This is a genomic window from Bradyrhizobium canariense (assembly GCF_019402665.1).
Taxonomy (GTDB): domain Bacteria; phylum Pseudomonadota; class Alphaproteobacteria; order Rhizobiales; family Xanthobacteraceae; genus Bradyrhizobium; species Bradyrhizobium canariense.
Window position 1 is genome coordinate 1 of sequence record NZ_VSST01000001.1, and the last position, 18,967, is coordinate 18,967.

Annotated in this window: 12 protein-coding genes and 1 tRNA gene; 9 read left to right on the plus strand and 4 right to left on the minus strand. The window is 59.9% G+C overall.

What is annotated here, in order from left to right; translation table 11 throughout:
• The 3 genes from FXB41_RS00005 to FXB41_RS00015 all read left to right on the plus strand — a co-directional run.
• Positions 1 to 714, plus strand: a 714-nt coding sequence (locus tag FXB41_RS00005; protein WP_219678529.1) for an SOS response-associated peptidase, incomplete at its 5' end; no start/stop codon positions are given.
• Between the two features lie 317 nt (positions 715 to 1,031).
• Positions 1,032 to 3,884 (plus strand): TrlF family AAA-like ATPase, encoded by a 2,853-nt coding sequence (locus FXB41_RS00010; protein ID WP_376707472.1) that lies wholly within the window; start codon positions 1,032 to 1,034, stop codon positions 3,882 to 3,884.
• Positions 3,885 to 4,207: 323 nt separating this feature from the next.
• Entirely contained in the window at positions 4,208 to 6,511 is a 2,304-nt protein-coding gene (locus FXB41_RS00015) for an ATP-binding protein (protein ID WP_219678533.1), read from the plus strand.
• A 587-nt stretch (positions 6,512 to 7,098) separates the two neighbouring features.
• Here FXB41_RS00015 and FXB41_RS00020 read toward each other — a convergent pair.
• A complete protein-coding gene (locus FXB41_RS00020; protein ID WP_219678535.1) occupies positions 7,099 to 9,180 on the minus strand; it encodes a ribonuclease E/G in 2,082 nt (693 codons plus the stop codon).
• 142 nt (positions 9,181 to 9,322) lie between these two features.
• Positions 9,323 to 10,270: a hypothetical protein gene (locus tag FXB41_RS00025; RefSeq protein ID WP_219678537.1), complete on the minus strand. Its 948-nt coding sequence runs from the start codon at positions 10,268 to 10,270 to the stop codon at positions 9,323 to 9,325.
• Positions 10,271 to 10,586: 316 nt separating this feature from the next.
• Here FXB41_RS00025 and FXB41_RS40435 point away from each other — a divergent pair, with 316 nt between their 5' ends.
• The 3 genes from FXB41_RS40435 (at position 10,587) to FXB41_RS00040 (ending at position 14,189) form a co-directional block, all read left to right on the plus strand.
• Positions 10,587 to 10,688 carry a hypothetical protein gene (locus tag FXB41_RS40435; protein ID WP_246648477.1) on the plus strand — a complete coding sequence of 34 codons (102 nt, stop codon included), beginning with the start codon at positions 10,587 to 10,589 and terminating at the stop codon, positions 10,686 to 10,688.
• An 18-nt stretch (positions 10,689 to 10,706) separates the two neighbouring features.
• Positions 10,707 to 12,020, plus strand: coding sequence for a DUF2130 domain-containing protein (locus tag FXB41_RS00035; RefSeq protein ID WP_219678539.1), 1,314 nt, complete (start codon positions 10,707 to 10,709; stop codon positions 12,018 to 12,020).
• A gap of 840 nt (positions 12,021 to 12,860) precedes the next feature.
• The gene (locus FXB41_RS00040) at positions 12,861 to 14,189 is read left to right on the plus strand and encodes a hypothetical protein (RefSeq protein WP_219678542.1); all 1,329 of its coding nucleotides are present in this window, start codon (positions 12,861 to 12,863) and stop codon (positions 14,187 to 14,189) included.
• Between the two features lie 296 nt (positions 14,190 to 14,485).
• On the opposite strand, the gene FXB41_RS00045 is transcribed toward FXB41_RS00040, so the two are convergent.
• Positions 14,486 to 14,560, minus strand: a tRNA-Gln gene (locus FXB41_RS00045).
• A 255-nt stretch (positions 14,561 to 14,815) separates the two neighbouring features.
• Between FXB41_RS00045 and FXB41_RS00050 the strand changes: the two genes are divergently transcribed.
• Positions 14,816 to 16,594, plus strand: coding sequence for an acyl-CoA dehydrogenase family protein (locus FXB41_RS00050; protein ID WP_219678544.1), 1,779 nt, complete (start codon positions 14,816 to 14,818; stop codon positions 16,592 to 16,594).
• Between the two features lie 92 nt (positions 16,595 to 16,686).
• Here FXB41_RS00050 and FXB41_RS00055 read toward each other — a convergent pair whose 3' ends face one another.
• Positions 16,687 to 17,928 carry an MFS transporter gene (locus tag FXB41_RS00055; protein ID WP_219678545.1) on the minus strand — a complete coding sequence of 414 codons (1,242 nt, stop codon included), beginning with the start codon at positions 17,926 to 17,928 and terminating at the stop codon, positions 16,687 to 16,689.
• On the opposite strand from FXB41_RS00055, the gene FXB41_RS00060 reads away from it, so the two are divergent.
• Together FXB41_RS00060 and FXB41_RS00065 are read left to right on the plus strand one after the other, a co-directional pair.
• Entirely contained in the window at positions 17,915 to 18,112 is a 198-nt protein-coding gene (locus FXB41_RS00060; RefSeq protein ID WP_219678548.1) for a hypothetical protein, read from the plus strand. The genes FXB41_RS00055 and FXB41_RS00060 overlap by 14 nt on opposite strands.
• A gap of 62 nt (positions 18,113 to 18,174) precedes the next feature.
• Positions 18,175 to 18,939, plus strand: coding sequence for an enoyl-CoA hydratase-related protein (locus FXB41_RS00065; protein WP_219678550.1), 765 nt, complete (start codon positions 18,175 to 18,177; stop codon positions 18,937 to 18,939).
• Positions 18,940 to 18,967: the final 28 nt, after the last annotated feature.

Genomic DNA, 18,967 nt, shown 5'->3' on the forward strand with positions numbered 1-18,967 from the left:
TACTCGATCACGACCAACCAGGCCGCCATCAGCGCGCTGTTCCGCGTCGTGAACCGATACGTGGGCAATCTGGCACCGATGCCGGCGGTTTTTCCCGACTACAAGGCACCGATCGTGCGCAACGGGGCCGAGGGCCGCGAGCTCGCTACAGCGCGATGGGGAATGCCATCATCGTCAAAAGCGTTGATGGATGCCACGAAGAAGCGGGCTGAAAAGATTCAGGCCAAAGGCAAGGCGGTGGATTTCAAGGAATTGCTCAGAATGGAGCCGGACGGCGGCACGACCAACATCCGCAACGTGAAGAGCAAGCACTGGACGCGGTGGCTGGGGATCGAAAATCGCTGCGTGGTGCCGTTCAACTCTTTCAGCGAGTTCAACAAGGCCGAGGGCGGCGACATATGGTTCGCGCTCGATGAGACCCGTCCCCTCGCCTGCTTCGCCGGCATCTGGACCAACTGGACGTCCGTCCGGAAGGTCAAGGAAGGCGAGACGACCAGCGATCTCTACGCATTCCTCACGACAGAGCCGAACGCCGAAGTCGCTGCCATTCACCCGAAGGCAATGCCGGTGATCCTGACGAAGCCAGACGAGGTCGAGACCTGGATGACAGCACCTCCGGACGAGGCCCTGAGGCTGCAGCGGCCGCTTGCCGACGGTACGCTCCAGGTCGTCGCCCGCGGCGTCAAAGAAGACCCGGCAAGGTCTATAATTTGACCAACGTGGTCTCTGAGCTTCATCGCCGCAATGACCAGGCCGCAGGCGGCGACGGCGCCGCTGAAGCACCACCGCCAGTGCTTTAGGTAGAACTCGGCAACGGCGTGCGTGGCCTTTTAACTGATCTTCAAGCACCTCGAACTCGGAGCTGCCCGGGCCGATGGCGACCAGAGTAGGCGCCATGCTGCTTTTGTTGCGGCGGAGGCGCAAGGTCGTCGACTTTAGGCCTCAACTTAAGTCGAAACATCTTAGTGCCCTCGAGATGCTTGCGTCCCTCTACAACCTGATGAAGTATCTTCGCAAACGAAGGGCAGGAAATGGCGATCGAGGTGGGGCTACACCCAGGAGCGACCTGGCACAAGTGTGACTTTCAGTGTCACACTCCGCGAGACCTGAGCTGGTCTGGGTCGCCTGACTTGCCCGGCGGAAACGAGGAGGCCGAGCGAGCTCGCCAGCAATGGGCAGAAAACTTCATTGCTGCTGCAGAGGCGGCGAAGTTGCAGGCTGTGGCTATATCGGACCACCACGACACTTGTCTGTCGGCTTACGTTCTCGCCGCTGCAGAGCGGTTGAATTCAAGCGTGCGCGTCTTTCCCGCTGTTGAAATCACGTGCTCAGATAACGCGCAATGCCTTGTCATTTTTGACCCTGCGGCAAACGATGACACCCAGAAGCTGGCTCTGAGTTCGGCAGGAGACATTCTCGCTGCCGCGGCCGCCGATGCGAAAACCTGCAAGATTCTACCCGCACGCAAGACTATCGCCGAGTTCGTGCAGGCCGTTCAAACAGAGAAGCATCTCCGGGAAATCAGCGTCGTACTGCCGCATTTTAGTAAGATGGATGACCACAAGAGTCTTAACGAGCCCGGCCATCATCCACGGTTCGCGAATCTGCCGATTGACGGCGTTTATATAGAGCGAAGCTACGCTTCGCTTGATCAGACAACCTTGAACAAAATCCGGGGCAAGATTGCCGACTGGGGAAAACGCCGGCGTGCTGTACTTGCAACTGGAGACAACCGCCAAGCCAGCTGGGACAGGCTCGGTGTCCACGACTGCTGGATAAAGTTGGGCGAGCATTCGATTGAAGCGTTCCGGCAAGCCCTGTTGGCCGATGAGGCGCGGATCGTTTTCGAATCGCCGGCATCTCCCACTGAGCACCTCGTGGAGCTCCGGTTCAAGAGCAGCCTTACAGGACCCGATACTGTAAGGGTGACGTTCAACGATGGGTTCAATGCAATCATCGGCGGCCGAGGTTCTGGAAAGAGCGCGATCCTCGAATTTATGCGCTTTGGCCTGGGTCGAACGGACAAAGACTTCGATCCGAAGATCGACCCTGAATACGATCGTGAGGCCAAGCTCATAAATGAAACACTGGCCGGCGACGGTTTTGTTGAGGTTGTATTGGAGCGGGAAGGCGTCCGGGAGACATGGAAACGGACGCTGGCAAACCGCGAGATGATCTCCGTGAGTGCGGCGGGGCGGATGCTCGAGCAGACGGCGAGCGCTGCGCGGGAGCGCTTGCGGTCGCGTGCTTTTCGCCAGAAGGGGTTGTCGAGCACCATGAATAACCCGGCCACCGCGTCGGAGCAGATAACTGGTATAGCCGCCGCAGAGGAGGTCGACCGGGAACGTGACGTCAAGCGGGCCATAAAAACGGCGCAGCGGGGCGTTGCTACAGCGCTTAGCAACCTGGCCGCGCTGTGGCAATCAAGATTTGAGGGGAAACAAAGTGCAGAGAAGGTCGAAGATCTCCGTCAACGCATCGGGGCTCTGACCAAGCGCCTCGAGGAGGAGGGTCTGTCTCCGCAGGCTCTGGCAACGATCGAGGAAGGACCGAAGTATGGTAGGGCCAGCGAGTTTATTGTGGCAGTCGGAGAGCAGGCCGAACAGGCCAAGAACGAGCTCGGCAGGCTGGAGGCGGCAACGCTGACTGTGGACCTGGCGGCCTACGATGGCGCCGGTGACTTCGCGGAGGTGGCTGGTTTGGCTCAGGAGTTAATGGCGGCGAAGGAGGCGATCAGGTCGTCACTCTCTGCGGCCCGAACCGTGCTCGATACGCTCGCCGGCAAGCAACAAACGACCAAAGGCGCCTTTGCGGCCAAGAAGGACGCCTTCACTCTGATTTACGGGGCAGCAGTTGAGGAGCAGGGCAAGCACAGCAACTTGATCGATGACATTGCTCGGCTGAATGCCGAACTGCAGACCGCGGAAGCGGCGCAGGCACGTGCCCGCAGTGCGGAGCTGGCCCAGGCGGCCGCGGAGAAGGCCTATGCAGACTCTATCAAGCAGCTGGATGATTTGGTGGCCCAGCGCTACGCGATCTTGAAGTTGGCTGCTGACGCCGTCGCCGGCAAGTCAAGCAACTTGCTTAAAGCCAAGGTACGCAAAGACAAGCTTCCCCTTGAGTATCGTGCTGCGCTCCACAAGCTTTTCGAGGCTTCTGGTACCCAGCAGGCCGAGGAGAGTTGCACGGAGTGGGTCAAGGCAAGCTTGGAGGCGGACGAGGCCGAGGGCTGGGCCAAGCTTCGGCAGAGCTTCGTGATACTCTACGAAGCGAAAATCATGGCCGGCTCACCTCCCGATGCCAGCGATGGCCTGCTGACTGCCCTCCAACAAGTTATCTTCGGAGGAACGCGACAACTCACGGAGCGCCAACGCAAACGCATCTATCAGAACCTGACGGACGTCTCGATCGCGCAGATCGTGGCTGCTGTTCCGGATGACGTTATCAACATGTCGTATCTTGATGACGGAAGGCCAATCGACTTCCGGATGGCCTCACCAGGTCAGCAGGCTTCAGCTCTTTTGGAGCTTTTGCTCAAGCAATCAGCAGGGACGTTGGTCATCGACCAACCCGAGGACGACCTGGATAATCGGGTGATCATGCGAATCGTGGAGCTCCTCAGAACTTCCAAATCAACACGTCAGCTGATCTTTACAACGCACAATGCGAACATCGTTGTGAACGGGGACGCTGATAAGATCATCGCATTGAAATCGCCTGAGCCGACCTCAAATCCGAACAACAATGCACCGCGGGTCCAGCTCGACTGCGACGGAGCCATCGAAACACCCGCGGTGAGAAAGGTGATCACCACGATCATGGAGGGAGGTCGAGACGCTTTCGATCTCCGCAGCCGCAAGTATCGCTTCGACACCCAAGGTTGAAGGACCAGCTTGTGAAAAAACACTGAGCGCAGTATCCTGATAAGACGCTGACAATATTCGCATAACGACCCGCTCGAGTCTAAGAGCCAAACAGGTGCGAGCAGTTGTGAGAAAGCACTACAGCGACGTAACCACGATCAAGGCCGGCTCGCGCTGAACTCTTTCCACATTGTGCCGCTCGAATCGAGCGTGCAGGTTTACGAAGACTAGAGTTGCTGGAGTCGTATGGCATCAATCGTTCTTGGGTCGCCATATCTGGAGCTAGCCGATGTGCTGGCCTAAGAACCCTTTGACCGCAGGAAGGCCGGCGTTATCCTAACGTCATGTCTTACGAATTTTTCAACCTGTCGCCTGCGGATTTTGAGGAACTCGCCGCCGACCTCATAGGCCGTGAGCTCGGCATACGTTTCGAGGTCTTTGCCGCCGGTCCGGATGGCGGAGCGGACGGTCGTCATGCCAGAGACGGCAATTCCACAATAATTCAAGCTAAACACTACGCTCGGTCGCCGTTCTCGGCCCTCAGGGCGCAGATTCGCAAGGAGCGGGCATCGATCGACAAACTGTCTCCTAACCGCTACGTGCTTGCAACGTCATGCCCCATCACGGCAGCTAATAAGGCCGAGCTTCAAACGATTGTGGGCGAGATGGTGCTGGATGCGGCTGACATCAAAGGACCCGGTGACCTGAACGCTTTGCTGCGAGACTATCCGGACGTCGCTAAGTCGCACATCAAGCTGTGGCTTTCGGGGACGGCGATGCTGGAACGAATTGTCCATTCGTCCGCTGCCGCGTTTAACGCGATGACCAAAACCGAGATCAAGGAAAAGATCCGGATCTTCGCGCCGAATCCGAGCTTTGATGAAGCGTTGAAGGTGCTGGACCAGAGCCATGTCCTCATCGTGTCCGGCCCTCCCGGCGTTGGTAAAACCACACTGGCCGAAATGCTCGCGTATTCTCACATGGCCGATGGCTGGGAGCTCGTGGCTATCCGCAGCTTGGAAGACGGTTTTAAGTTCATTGATGACACGAAGCGGCAGGTGTTCTTTTTCGATGACTTTCTGGGGAAAGTGGCGCTCGACCGCCAGGCTCTAGCGCACAAGGACTCGGAACTTGCCCGCTTTATGAAGTGGATTCGGTTATCGCCGCGGGCGCGGTTCATACTGACCACCCGCGCCTACATCTTCGAAGAAGCGCGGCGCGTTTCCGAACACCTTGCGGACAAGCGGTTGGATGTTAGCAAGTATGTGCTTGACGTCGGCAGATACACCCGGCGCATTAGGGCGCGGATCCTCTACAATCATCTGCTCGCATCAGGCACCCCGCAGCCGTTCATCGCGGCTCTTGTTGAAAGCGGGGAGTTGAAGAGGATCGTCGATCATCAGAACTATAATCCCCGGGTCGTCGAGTGGATGACGGATGCCGATCATTTGGCTGACGTGGATCCTTTAGCCTACCCGAAGGCGTTTCTCGCGGCACTTGCCAACCCGTCAGCCTTATGGGACGTCGCGTTCCGCACGCACATTTCGAAGGCCTGCCAGCACCTGCTCTATGCATTGTTTTTCTGCTCCGAGTACGGCGCCACGATTCTCGACCTGAGAATGGCCTTCGAAGCTCTGCATCCCCTCCTCTGCTCCGCGTTTGGAGGTACCAGGGATTCCAAAGATTTCGAGGAGTCGCTGAAAGTTCTCGAAGGTGGCTTTGTCGCAATTTCGGGTCAGCTTGTGCGCTTTGTGAATCCTTCACTACGAGACTATCTGACGGCGTATCTGCGGGACATCTCGATTTTGGCGGAGTGCGCACGGGCGTCGCAGCGCACGAGCTGGGCCGACCGGGTGTGGAAACACATCGAAGCCCTTAAGCTGCACGATGCGGATCAGAAACATCTGGCCTTGCAGTTCTTGGACATCGCTGCGGCCTTAACCACGCTGCCGGTCTGGAATCGAACAGTGGAGGACGGCGTCACTTATTTGCGGCCGGCGGGGCTCTCAAACACAGCGCGGCTGACGCTTCTGCTGGACTGGTGGGTCGCATCGAAGGACGAACGCTTCCTGCCTCTACTGTATGACCTTGCAAAGAACCCGGTCGATGGTCTGGATTCCTGGCGCGACGGAGGCGAAGCCCTGGAGTTGATCGGGAAACTTCGCGACGGATATTATTTCGAAGGCCTTCCGGAGGCCGAAAAGGTGGCAGACGACATCGAGGCCGCTGCGATTTCTATGATCGGAAACTATCCGCCGCTCGAGGAGCTCGAGAAGCTAGCTGATACAGCAGACGGCTGGGATCGGTTGCTCGGCGAACGGGTATCGGAGGCACTGGATGAAGCGATACGTTTTCAGATCGCTGATATTGATGAGGCGATCTCGCAGATTGACTCGGAATCGACACTGAAGGATTTCATTTCCTCCGTCGAGCGGCTCGGAGCGCGGGCTGCCGTTAGTAGTGAGCGAATCGCGCTTGCCGTGTGGTCGGTAAATGAACGAATCGGTAAGATCTCTGAAGATGCTTTCGGTATGGATCAATCGACGCCTCAGCATAAGAGCATTGAGAGGCCGGATCAGTTCGACGATGACGACCTGACAGGCTTGTTCAGACAATTGGTCGCGTACCCGCAAGACTCTCTCGGCTGAGGCTAACGAGCTCGATTTTGGAGGCAGCCGACATTAAGGGTTTGGTAGCATCTCCGCCATTGAACCGCCTCAAACCGCGCTTATATCGGAGTTGATTTTAGCGAAATACGCGCGGCGTGTTGGGGGGACAAGCCCACAAACTTAAACCCCTGCTTGCTGGCCTGCTGTGTGATGGCGCGTACCGAAAGGGACCCTCACGCACTAGAGAAGGAGAGCGCTCATGGGCGTCTTTCTGCATCTAGAAGCCAGCCAGCCGAACGGAGCAACGTTTCGTCTTGGCCTTGGGTGCTTCGTGCATCCGAATTGGGCTTCGATGATGCTTCTGCTTCACAGGCTGTTCTAACGGATCGGGCACCTCAGCGATGAGGTGCCCTTTTCGTTTAGGCTGTGATGCCAGCCAAGGGCCAAGGCCCCATCGGAACGGGCTGTTCCCCGATCATTAGCACGGCTTACCGGCCGGGGACCCACAGGAGAGCCGCCTTGGAATGGCTCACCCGGCTGTCACTAGCGCGAGCCTTAATGGAAGACTCTGATTAGGTTTGCGAGGACCGGTCAGGCCCGACGACGACACCTGTACTGATGCTCCTTTAATGATTGATAGGAGGATTGTCCGGGTCGTAGACGAGCGCAGGAGCTGCAGACTTGAGGACCAACTCTCGCAGAGATTCCCAGATGCGTACGAGGGATCCAAGGTCCTCCCTAATATCGTGTTCAGTTCGAAAGGCGCTGGAGCTGCGGAGTATGACGCCCATCCCCTCTGGCACTTCAATGTGCCGGACGATCTCTAGCAACCGTATCCGCTCGTTGGTGTCCATCTGGTTGCTAGCAGCGCCGCCCAATGCTGTGTTGGGCAGAAGAATCGTGTAGCGGCCAGGGATCGAAAGGTAAGTCGTCAAGCGTGCGCCTTGATCTCTGGATCCTTCTTTCAAAACCTGAACAATCAACACTTGGCGACGTTTGATCACGTCGCTTAGCTTGTAATCCCGGATGTAGGGTCTGAGGCGGGCGACGTCTGCTCGCGCCTCCCTCAATTCCGCTTCATTCACGCCGCCAGAATTGGCGCGAGTATCAAGGTCCTTTTGGTCAGACTGTTGTTGCCGGTAAAGCCCATGCTTTTCTTCTGGAGGTATTTGAAAATAGTCAGGATGAATTTCGGAGAATGACAAAAATCCGTCCCTCTGAGCTCCATAGTCGACGAATGCTGCATTGAGCGCTTGTTCGACTTTGCTGACCTTTGCCAGGTAGATGTTTCCTTCTATTCCAATTCGGTCGAGCCCCGGAGGGATCGCCTGTTGGATAGGAGCCGGCTCCGCGAAATCATCTTTTGGCGGCTGCAGCTCACTCTCTGTTTCGATCCAGCGGAGCGTCTTAGCGAGCCAGCGAAAAGATTGATCGTTGGCAACTGATAGACGCTTGAGTTGCGGTCCAGCATTGCGAAAGAACTTTAAGTGGCGGCTAAATCGCTTGCGAACGGCCGCGGTCACGCTGGCGATGTCCGCCGTGGATGCCGTATCAATTCCCTTGGTAACAAGGGCCGCGAGTGCCGTGAACGGCTTCGACTTCTTGAGACCCTCTGTGGCTACCAGAGCGGCGGCGCCCATTACAGCTATCAAAGGAAGTGACTGCGTCGTCATAACCTGTGCCGACACTGCACCCAAAGACGCAGCAATCGAAATAGTAATTGTTGCGTTGAGGAGGATACCGCTAGCGACAGTCCCGCTCCGCTCTATATTGCTCCCCTTCCCGATCTCTTGGACTGAATCCAAGACCGCCGATGCGGCATCGGGATGTATGATATCCGGCTGATTTTGCAACTGCTCCGCAAATTCGACCGCGGCCGCCCGATACTCTTCTTCCTCCTGACGCGTACGATTGTATCGCTCCTCGGCAGCGAGAGCTTCAAGACCGTCCGCTGAGGCTAGAATGAAGCTCCCGTGGATTTGTAATAGGCTGTCCGCTGCTTCTCGATCCGGAACCTCCAATCGCGGAAGGTCTTTGTCCTCGTCAGCGGCCCCCTTAGCGTTGGCGAGGCGAACGCCGGCAATATAGAGCAAAGAAAAATCAATCTGCTCTATCTCCTGGTTCACCAGATCGCGGTATGCACTCGCTCTTGCTAAGAGGTGATGGTGCGGAGAGTTTCCTTTATTTAGCTGCTCAACCAGGCCGCTGGAGAGCTCGCGTAGGCTGGGCAGCATACGCTTAAGGCGATCGACGTTATTCCCTCGCGCGTCAAGCGCAGCGGGTGGAGCGAGGGTAACAACGCCGTCCTCGTCGATCTCGAAGTGCGGTCCATAACCTTGTTGCGGCAGCTCAGGTCCGTCCGATACGACCGGCTCATCCGGAAGTTCGCCGTCTTCCTCCTCGTATATGCGGCTATTGCTAGGGGCCCATTCGAGAGCTGTCGACTCGAGCTCGGCCACCACTTGGTCGACAATTTCGGCGGGAATCTCGTCGTTGAAATAGCCTTCAATTTCTTCACGGGCGTCATAGGGACCGCCCCAGATCCATTGGTAGCCCCCTTCCCCGCTGTCGTATGGCGTACTCTCCGCAGGATCCTCGAAATTGGAGAGAAACCAAGCCTTCACCGCTTCTACCAGCGCATCGCCCTCCAGGCCCTCAAGTGGCTCCTCCGGGGGAAACAGCTTATCGTTCACGTTCAGGTCGGCCATGAAGCGCCCTTGGGTTGCGCAGCTCTACCCTACATTGGTGGTTCGCCTCTGCAAGTCCGCTGATCTGCTCCTGAAACGGACTCGAGAAGGACCTTGCCGATTGTCGAAGGGCACCCCGTGAAACGGGCTGCCCTTCTCGGTGTCAGGTAATGAACCCGGCCAAGGCCGATCGGAATGCTTCCAGAGGCCTGCGGCTCGGCAGTTCGAACCCCTTTGGCATAGTGATGATCGACTTATCTCGATCCCTTTTGCAGGTGATCGATAGCAGACCTGCCTCGTAGCGTCTCCGCTTCGGGTTGTCGTGCTCGTTGGCCAGCTTGCAGATTGCGGCCAAAGCCGCGGGCTGGAAGAAGTCCTCCACTTCCCGAAGCGTTTCAAGGACGGCTTCAACCCGCTTTGCAAGACCATCCATCTTCATCCGGATGGCGCCGATGGTCGCGGCGACCTTTTCTGGCTCTCCTGCGAGTAAAACTGAAGCTGCCGCAAAATCCGCCATTAGGCGGCTGAACTCTTGCCGCACGTCGGTCCTCGGGGCGCAAAGCCGCTTTGGCAGAGCTGCGCCGATCACGCGTCGATCCATGGCGGCGGCGGCCGAAAGCGTGTCGTACACCCAGGGCATCTGGGTCTCCAGCTGGCCGCGAAGCCGGTTGAAGTGCTTAAACACATCCGAGCTAGAGATGGAGTTTAGATAAGCGATAAAGGGGTTCACTGCGGAGCGGATCTCGCGCACCCGCCTGAGCGCATCTTGCCGAACCACGGCCGCATCGAAGTCAGCAGTGTATTTATCGAAGTCCTCGCCGTAGATCGTGCCGGCGCAGATCCAGCCGACCAAGAAGCGCGACTCTCCTTTCCTCATGACGAACCCGGCCAGATGTTGGTGATGGCCGTGGACACACGAAAACTTCTCTCTGTCCGACTTCCGAAGGTCGTATTTGTACTCGACGTAAGGCTCTTCGTCGCCGGCCGGTATCTCGTAGACGAGGTTTGGTAGGTTTTCCGGATCATCCGTCATCAGCTCCGTTTCGAGGAGCTGGTCATCGCTCAGTGCTTCCCAATGGCGCCGCGCTTGGCGGGCCTGCGGCTTCAACATCAACTCTCCTGTTGCTGGTTGCGCGAATCGACTCAGTACGGAGGGCATTATAGCGGTTCGCGATGCGTTCTTTTCGACTCGTCGGCGCTCACCCCGCTATTCACAAAGGTGGTGTTCGCGAGTGGCACCTCAACAGCCGCCGTCAAGGGTTCAGACGAGCGGCAGAGCCGCCCTGGACGGCGGTCTGTTATCGGCGCAAGGGGGTGGCCGAGCGGGAGATCGCCCAACCGAGGCCGCCAAGATGGTCGAGATGAAGCAACCCGACCTCTCCTAGCTCCTTCGGGGCCGGCTGAAGCTCGTTTCGGTGGAAAAGCTGATGCGCATGCTGACCGCCTTCGACCAGGACGTCGAAATCACGGTAAAACCGCATCGCAAACGTGGAGAGGCTGGCCGGATCACGTTCATTCCGGTGGCGTAGGATGAGAAGGACGGGCTTATGAACTTCAAAGCAACGGCCGCCGGCGCCGCTCCTGAGCCCCTCCTCCACTGTCCGAACTGCAATCACGAGATTCATCTTACGGAGTCGCTCGCTGCGCCTCTTATTGAGGAGACCAAGCGCCGCTTCCAGCAGCAGTTGGCGGAAAAAGACGCCGAAGTCACCCGCAAGACCGACGCGCTCCGCCAGGAGCGGGAGCAGCTGGCCAAGCAGCGCGAGACGATTGAGGACCAGGTCAAGCAAATGCTGGCGGCCGAGCGCGCCCAGCTGGTCGCCGCCGAAGGCAAGAAAGCACGCGAGGCTGCGGCCGCCGAGCTGCAGGCCAAGGCAAATGAAGCAGCCGAGCTCCGCCAGACCCTAGCGGCCAACACTGCCAAGCTTGCCGAGGCCCAGCAGCAACAGGTCGAGCTGATGCGCAAGCAGCGTGCGCTCGACGATGAGAAGCGCGAGCTCGATCTGACCATCGAAAAGCGTGTCCAGGCCTCCGTTGAGCAGATCCAAACCAAGGCACGCCAAGAGGCTGATGAAGCTGCGCGGTTGCGCCTTGCCCAGAAGGATCAGACGATTGAATCGATGGCGCGGACGATCGAGGAGCTCAAACGAAAGGCGGAGCAAGGCTCGCAGCAGTCGCAGGGCGAGGTTCTCGAGCTCGAGCTCGAGGAGCTCTTGCGCGGCCGCTTCCCGACCGACACTATCGAGCCCGTCGGCAAGGGCGAACTCGGCGCCGACGTGATCCAGCAGGTCAATGGAGCAGTGGGGCAGTCTGCCGGCATCATCCTGTGGGAAACCAAGCGCACCAAGGCGTGGAGCGATGGGTGGCTCGCCAAGCTGCGTGACGATCAGCGCCGGTCCGGTGCCGACGTCGCTCTTATCATTTCGCATGCCCTTCCGAAGCATATCGAGCAATTCGACCTGGTCGATGGGATCTGGGTGGCTCATCCCCGGTGCGCGCTGCCCGTCGCTGTGGCGCTTCGCCAGGCGCTGATTGACGTGAGTAACTCGCGTCTGCTCCAGCAGGGCCAGCAAACCAAGATGGAACAGGTCTATCACTACCTCACGGGCAACAAGTTCAGACAGCGGGTCGAGGCGGTGGTCGAGAAGTTCAACGACATGCGCAAGGACCTGGACAGCGAACGCAAGTTCATGGTGCGCCAATGGGCCAAGCGGGAAACCCAGATCCTCTCGGTCATCGACTCGACTGTCGGGATGGTCGGGGATCTGCAGGCCATCGCGGGCAAAGCCATGCCTGAGATCGCGAGCCTGGACGTGCCGCTCCTCGAGGACAGTGCCGAGCCTTCAAGGAAAGCCGGATGATTGCGAGACGTTGACGCTGAGCTCAGCTCCCCCCTCCTCGCTTGAGGCAGCGCAACGATTCTATCTTGCTGGCCGGCACGAGGAAGGACTCTCTCATACAGAAGTGAGAAGGTGCCGGCTATGTCGGGCGGCTCTTACCGAGATACGACTTCGAGGAAGCGGCTCTGTCGGGCGGCGTTCGACTCGCCTTGGTCTCCGTTGAGACGAGTAGCGCAGTTCACAATGCCGAGAGTAGACTCGCCGACCGGCCGCCAAAAACACCGTTTGAAAAACCGTTTTAGCTCGGCATTCTCAAACGGTTTCTCTCGCTAAGGTCTTGATTTGTATGGTGGGCGCACCAGGGCTCGAACCTGGGACCCGCTGATTAAGAGTCCGCAAAATCGAGAACTTGCTTACAACCGGAACCGGCGCGGAATGCCTGGGCCATGAGCGTTCAGCCTCTCTGTCACCTGCGCCTGCCGTCAACGCATCCCTTTCGTACGATCTTTTACCTTCTCGCGCGATCTCGCCGCTGTCGCGGTTTCAAGCGTCGGCGGCAGTCTGCATGATGCCCCGGCACACCATACGGCAAAAGCCGCTACACCAGCTTGCGCTTAGACCGATCGCAATGCCACGTTCTGCCATAATTCCTGCAGGCTCTTGGCCGCGTCGTATGCCAGCCGCAATGGCAGCCGGGTATTGCGGCGAAACAACTGTAGAAGCCTTTCTCAAACGAGTCGGTAAGGAGTATCCTCGACCACGTGTGAAAGAAGGGAGGCGTCAGCTGTGGTTGAGAGACGATCTGGACCGAGCTATCGCGCCGGACATGGTGCCGGGCGACCTCGCCGAGGATTTGTGACGTTGGAGCGTCCGCTTCCACGCTTTGTGGAGGTGCGTCGGCTTGCCCGCGGTTCGGTCGCGTTCTATTTCCGGATCCCCACCTATTACCGCAATCTCGGCTGTGAGATGGCGAATGAGCCACTTGGGACGAGCTACGAAGTCGCATGTGGTGAAGAGGGAAAAGGCGGACGCGCTGCCACACTCAATGGCCTCTTCGATGAGTGGAACAACCACCGCAGAGGGGAGCCGGGCGAGCAGGCAAAGATCGCGCGCTATGGCACGATCGATTGGCTGTTCCGACAATACAAGACGGAGAAGGCGTATACTGAGAAGGTCTCAGCTCGGTCGCGCCCCGACTACGAACGGATCATGCAGATGATCTGCGACACCGTCGGAAAGAGCGGACGGCGGATCGGCGAACGGCAGATCATGGAAGTTACGCCACGAGCCGCCGATAAGATCTACGACAAAATCATCAACGGGCCGAACGGCATCAGACTGCGGCAGGGAGAAAAGGTGGTCGGGCTCTGCCGAAAGGTATGGCGGATCATGCGTCGGCTGCACCCGGAGCTGTTCGATAAGAAACACCCGAACCCCTGGGACGATTTCACCCTCAAGAGCCGCACCAAGACCAAGAAGCACGCGGTCACTCGAGAAGAGGTTTATAAATTTGCATGGGGCTGCATCAAAGAAGGGCGGCCTGAACCCGCGGCCGTCGCGGTGATCTGCTTTGAATGGCTGCAACGGCCGGAGAACGTAGTGGCCGGTTTTTTGACTTGGCCCGACTATCGCAGCAAAAACTGGCCACACGCTGTGCGCATCGAACACCATAAGAACAAGGCGTTGGTCTGGCATCCGCTCGAAGAGACTCTCGACGGAGAGACCGTGAAGTTTTACGCCGAAGCGGAGGACGTTTTGAGCCATCTGCCCAAGCTCGGCGTTCCGATGATCATGCGTCGGATTCAAAAGGGTGAACGCAAGGGCGATGCCAAAGTGTGGTCCTACCCTGGCATGGAAAAAGTGGTGCAGCAGATGCGAAATAAGATCGACGGCGTGTCAAAGCTGTTCACGCTTGATGCCTGTCGACACGGCGGTATGACCGAACTCGAGGAGGCCGAGTTGACGGACGGCCAGGGTCGTGCGCTCTCGGGCCACAAGACCGCACAGGCCTATCGCGCTTATGCCAAAGAAACGATGGTGCGAGCATTGGCTGCGACCCGTAAGCGGCATGCACATCTCTTGGCGCAGAAAGAGCTCGATCGGCAGAATGCTGATGGAGCAGCATCACCGCGAGACGAAATGCAGCAAACCTCCCCAATGTCGAAGACTAGCGTCGGATCGCGGAGATAGACTTCGTGCTTCGTTGATCGCTGCAAAAGGGTCGACGGCGTTTTGCCGCTGGCGATCCCGCATGCGACGTGAAAGGCAACAATCGAAAGGTTGCTATTCGCAGACAGCGTTCACGCGCTCAATTCGCATTCTGATAAGTTGAGCGGCGTTCAACTCGCGATGTCATCCATCGGTCTTCGACCCAAAAACGAAACCAGCACAGAATTTCCAAATGCGGGGCAAATTGAATTTCCAAATGCGCCGGAAATCCCGCGTCGAACAGGGCCATTTGCGCAGTAAATTCAGTGCGTTGGCTATGGCTGGGGCGGGAGGGATCGAACCTCCGAATGGCGGAATCAAAATCCGCTGCCTTACCACTTGGCTACGCCCCATCAGGCCCGTAGGAACGGCGGCGACAGGAGCGCCCGCGGATTCCCTCGAGTGGTGCCGGTCTATAGGGAGAGGCGCGGCATTTCAACCGCCCGGAGGGGCAAAATACCACAGGCGCCGGCGGCGCCGCGCCATGCCTGATAGGGGCGCTACGCCACCCCGCTCTCGACGGCCGCTCCGCCACCCCTCCTGACAGTTGAGACCTCCCCCGTTTCATGGGAATACGGCGGCAAGAACTGTCTCCCCGGGAGTGAGCCATGACCTACCGCGCGCCGATCTCTGACATGCTGCTGTCGCTCAACCACGGCGCCGGCCTGAAGGCTGCCATGGAGGCCGGCCATTACGGCGATTTCGACGGCGATATCGTGAGCGCCGTGCTGGAGGAAGCCGGCAAGTTCGCAACCGATGTGCTGGCGCCGCTCAACAAGGTCGGCGACGAGCACGGGATCAAGCTCAGCGACGGCAAGGTCACGACCGCGCCGGGCTGGCCGGATGCCTACAAGCGCTGGACCGAGGGCGGCTGGAACGCGGTCTCCGGCCCCGAGGATTTTGGCGGCCAGGGCCTGCCGCTCGCGATCAACGCCGCCTGCACCGAGATCTGGAGCGCCGCCAACGTCGCCTTCGGCCTCTGCCCGCTGCTGACAGCGTCGGCGATGGAGGCGCTGGACGCGCATGGCAGCGACGAGCTGAAGAAAATCTATCTCGAGAAGCTCGTCTCCGGCGAATGGACCGGCACGATGCAGCTGACCGAGCCGCAGGCCGGCTCCGACGTCGGCGCGCTGCGCACCCGCGCCGAGAAGCAGGCCGACGGCACCTATCGCATCAAGGGGACGAAGATCTTCATCACCTATGGCGAGCACGACATGACCGACAACATCGTGCATTTCGTGCTGGCGCGCCTGCCGGACGCGCCGGCCGGCACCAAGGGGATATCGCTGTTCCTGGTGCCGAAATTCATGGTCAACGAAGACGGCTCGCTGGGTGCGCGCAACGACATTTTCGCAAGCGGCGTCGAGCACAAGCTCGGCATGCATGCCTCGCCCACTTGCACCATGACAATGGGCGATCATGGCGGCGCCATCGGCTTCCTGGTTGGCGAAGAGAACCAGGGCATGCGCTGCATGTTCACGATGATGAACCAGGCCCGCCTCGGCGTCGGCCTCGAGGGCGTCGGTGTTGCCGACCGCGCCTATCAGCAGGCATTGTCGTACGCACAAGAGCGCAAGCAGGGCCGCGCCCTCGGCAAGAAGGGTGACGGCTCCGATGCGATCTTCGTGCATCCCGACGTCAAGCGCATGCTGATGCGGATGCGGGCGCAGACCGCGGCGGCGCGCACCATCTGCTATGCGACCGCCGTGGCGATCGACGTCTCGACACGCGCCAGCGATCCGAAGGTCCGCGCGGACGCTGCCGCGCGCGCGGCGCTGCTGACGCCGATGGCCAAGGGCTATTCCACCGATGTCGGCAACGAGGTCGCCTATCTCGGCGTGCAGGTGCATGGCGGCATGGGCTTCATCGAGGAGACCGGCGCAGCACAACACTATCGCGATGCCCGCATCACCGCGATCTACGAGGGCACCAACGGCATCCAAGCCATCGACCTCGTCACGCGAAAGCTCGCGGCCAACGGCGGCGCAGCGGTGTGGGCGCTGCTCGACGAACTCTCGGCCATCGTGAAGCAGGTCGAAGCTTCCAACGATCCCGCCTTCGGCACCACGGGCGTGAAGTTGCGCGAGGCACTGGAGGCGCTGACGCGCACAAGCAAATGGCTGCTGGAGCGGGTTGCGTCCGCGCCGAACGAGGCGCTGGCCGGCGCGACGCCGTATCTGCAACAGTTCGGCGCCACGCTTGGCGGCTGCATGCTGGCATCCGAAGCGCTCGCCGCGAAATCCCATGGCATCACGGACGCCGCGCGCTACGTCTCGCTGGCGCGCTTCTTCGCCGAGAACATCACCGTGCAGGCCGGCGCGCTCGAGCGAACCGTGACGGAGAGCGCGGAGTCGGTCGCGGCGGCGGATGTGGTATTGTTGGGGTAGCTGGGACGGCGTAGTCTGGATGAAGCGCAGCGTAATCCGGCGCTGTCATTGCTTGTGGCACGAATCCCGGATTGCGCTGCGCTCCATCCGGGCTACGAAGCCGCGAGCTTCGTACGTCGCCCCGGCCGCCACAGCACCACGCCCGCCGCCAAAAGGTCGAGCACCACGCACATCGCAAATGCCGTCGTGTAATCGCCGGTTACGCTGCGCACGAGGCCGACGATGCCGGGGCCGAAGGCGCTGACGATGCCGCTGATCGACGTGCCCAATCCCATCGCGGCGGCAAAAGCGCCGGCGCCGATCTCGCGCTGGATGATCAAAGGCGGGAACGTGATCATGTTGCCGATCGAGAAGCCGTAGACGGCGCAGCACACGAGCAGCACGGTCGGATTCGTGCTTTGCAGAAGCACGAACAGAGCCGCCGCCTGGCTCGTCATCGATGCCGCGCAGGCGAGTCGCGGATCGAGCCGGTCGACGAACAGGCCGAGCGACAGGCGCCCGACCACTGCCATCGCCGCCATGATGGTGACCGCAAGGCCCGCACTGGCGCGGCCGATCAGCGGTTCGAGAAACGTCACCTGGTGGATGATGAATCCCATCTGCGCCAGCAGCGCGACCGCGATCGGCAGCACCATGGTCCAGAACGCCGCGTTGGCGAGCAGCGTCTTGCGCGAGTGAACCGCAGGCAAGGCAGTGCCGCCAGCGGATGAATCCCCACCCGACGTCGGCGGCATTTCGGTCCGCCAGCCGGTGAAGATGACCACCACCGGCAGCACTAGCACCACCATCGCGAGCGTGGCGGCCAGCATCGCGGAACGGAAGCCGATGCTGGCGCTCAGCGACAGCAGCAGCGGCACGAGGACGATGCCGCCGCAGGTCGCGCCGTTGTAGGCGAGGCTGAGCGCGAGCCCGCGGCGCCGTTCGAACCAGGAGTTCAGCACGGTCGCGATCACCACCGTGCCCATGCCGGTCCAGCCGACCGACATCAGCGCATAGGCGAGATAGAGCTGCCAGGGCGTCTGCAGCAGCGCCAGCAGCACCGTCGAAGCGCCGAGCGCCGACAGGCCGCACAGGATCAGCGACCGCAGCCCGATGCGGGCGAGCAGATCGTCGGTGAAGATGACGAGGACGGCAGTCAGGAGAAAGGAGAAGGTGCTGGCCGCGGAGACCAGAGTGCCCGGCCAGCCATGGGCGCGCTGAAGCTCGGCGAGATAGACGCCCTGGCCGTAGAGGCCGAAGCCGAACATGAAGAAAGCCATCAGGAAGCAGGCCAGCACGACGCGCCAGCCGCGATAGTGCAGCGAGGATTCGTCAACACGAGTGGCAGCAATCATCAATCAGGCAATCGGCCAAATGGAGCGGCGCGAGGCGATCGTGCACCACAACCAGGGGTTTTTCAATCGAAAATGGCAGCTGATTATTGCAACGCGTCGCACGGCGGGAAGCGTGATGCGCCCGTCTCGGGCGAATTCGGTCTTCAAAAGGTCGCGCGAGCGCATTGGCACGCCTGCAAGATGATGTAGGCTGACGTTTCGCGAGTCTAGCCAATGTCAGTGTCGCGGCGACCGCAGGGGCCCCTCATGCCGAATGGCAATATCGTCGTCACCGAAGAGCGCGAAACACGCGTGATCACCCTGCGTCGCCCGAGCAAGAAGAACGCGATCACGCAGGACATGTATCGGGAGATGAGCCGCGCGATCGACACCGCGCAGAACAATCCCGACATCCGCTGCATGATCATCACCGGAGGCTCCGGCGTGTTCACCGCCGGCGATGATATCGACGATTTCATGCACGCCGACACGTCGCGCCCCGAGACGCTGTCCGACGGCGCCAAGTTTCTCTATTCGCTCGCCCTCAACGCCAAGCCGGTGATCGCGGCCGTGGACGGTGCATCGATCGGCATGGGCACCGTGATGCTGTTCCATTGCGACTATGTGCTGGCCTCGAACGCGGCAACCTTCTCCGCGCCCTACATCCATCTCGGGCTCGTGCCGGTCGGCGCGTCCAGCCTCTTGATGCCGAACACGATGGGCTACCAGCGCGCCTTCGCCATGCTGGTGATGGGGCGGACTTTTACGGCCGCGGAAGCGCATGCCGCCGGCTTCGTCAACACCGTGGTCTCGCCGGGACATACCGAGGTCGAGGCGCGCAAGGTGGCGCGCGATATCTGCCGGCTGCCCGCCGAAGCGGTCGCGACCTCGCGCAAACTGCTCCGCGTCGCATCCGAGGAGCTCACCCGCCGTATCGACCAGGAGGCCCATTTGTTCGGCGAGCGGCTGAAGTCGGAAGAAGCCACCGCCGCGTTCAACGCGTTCGCGAGCAGAAAAAAGAAGAAAAAGTAGGCTGTCGTCCGGCGCAGCGCCGCGGAAT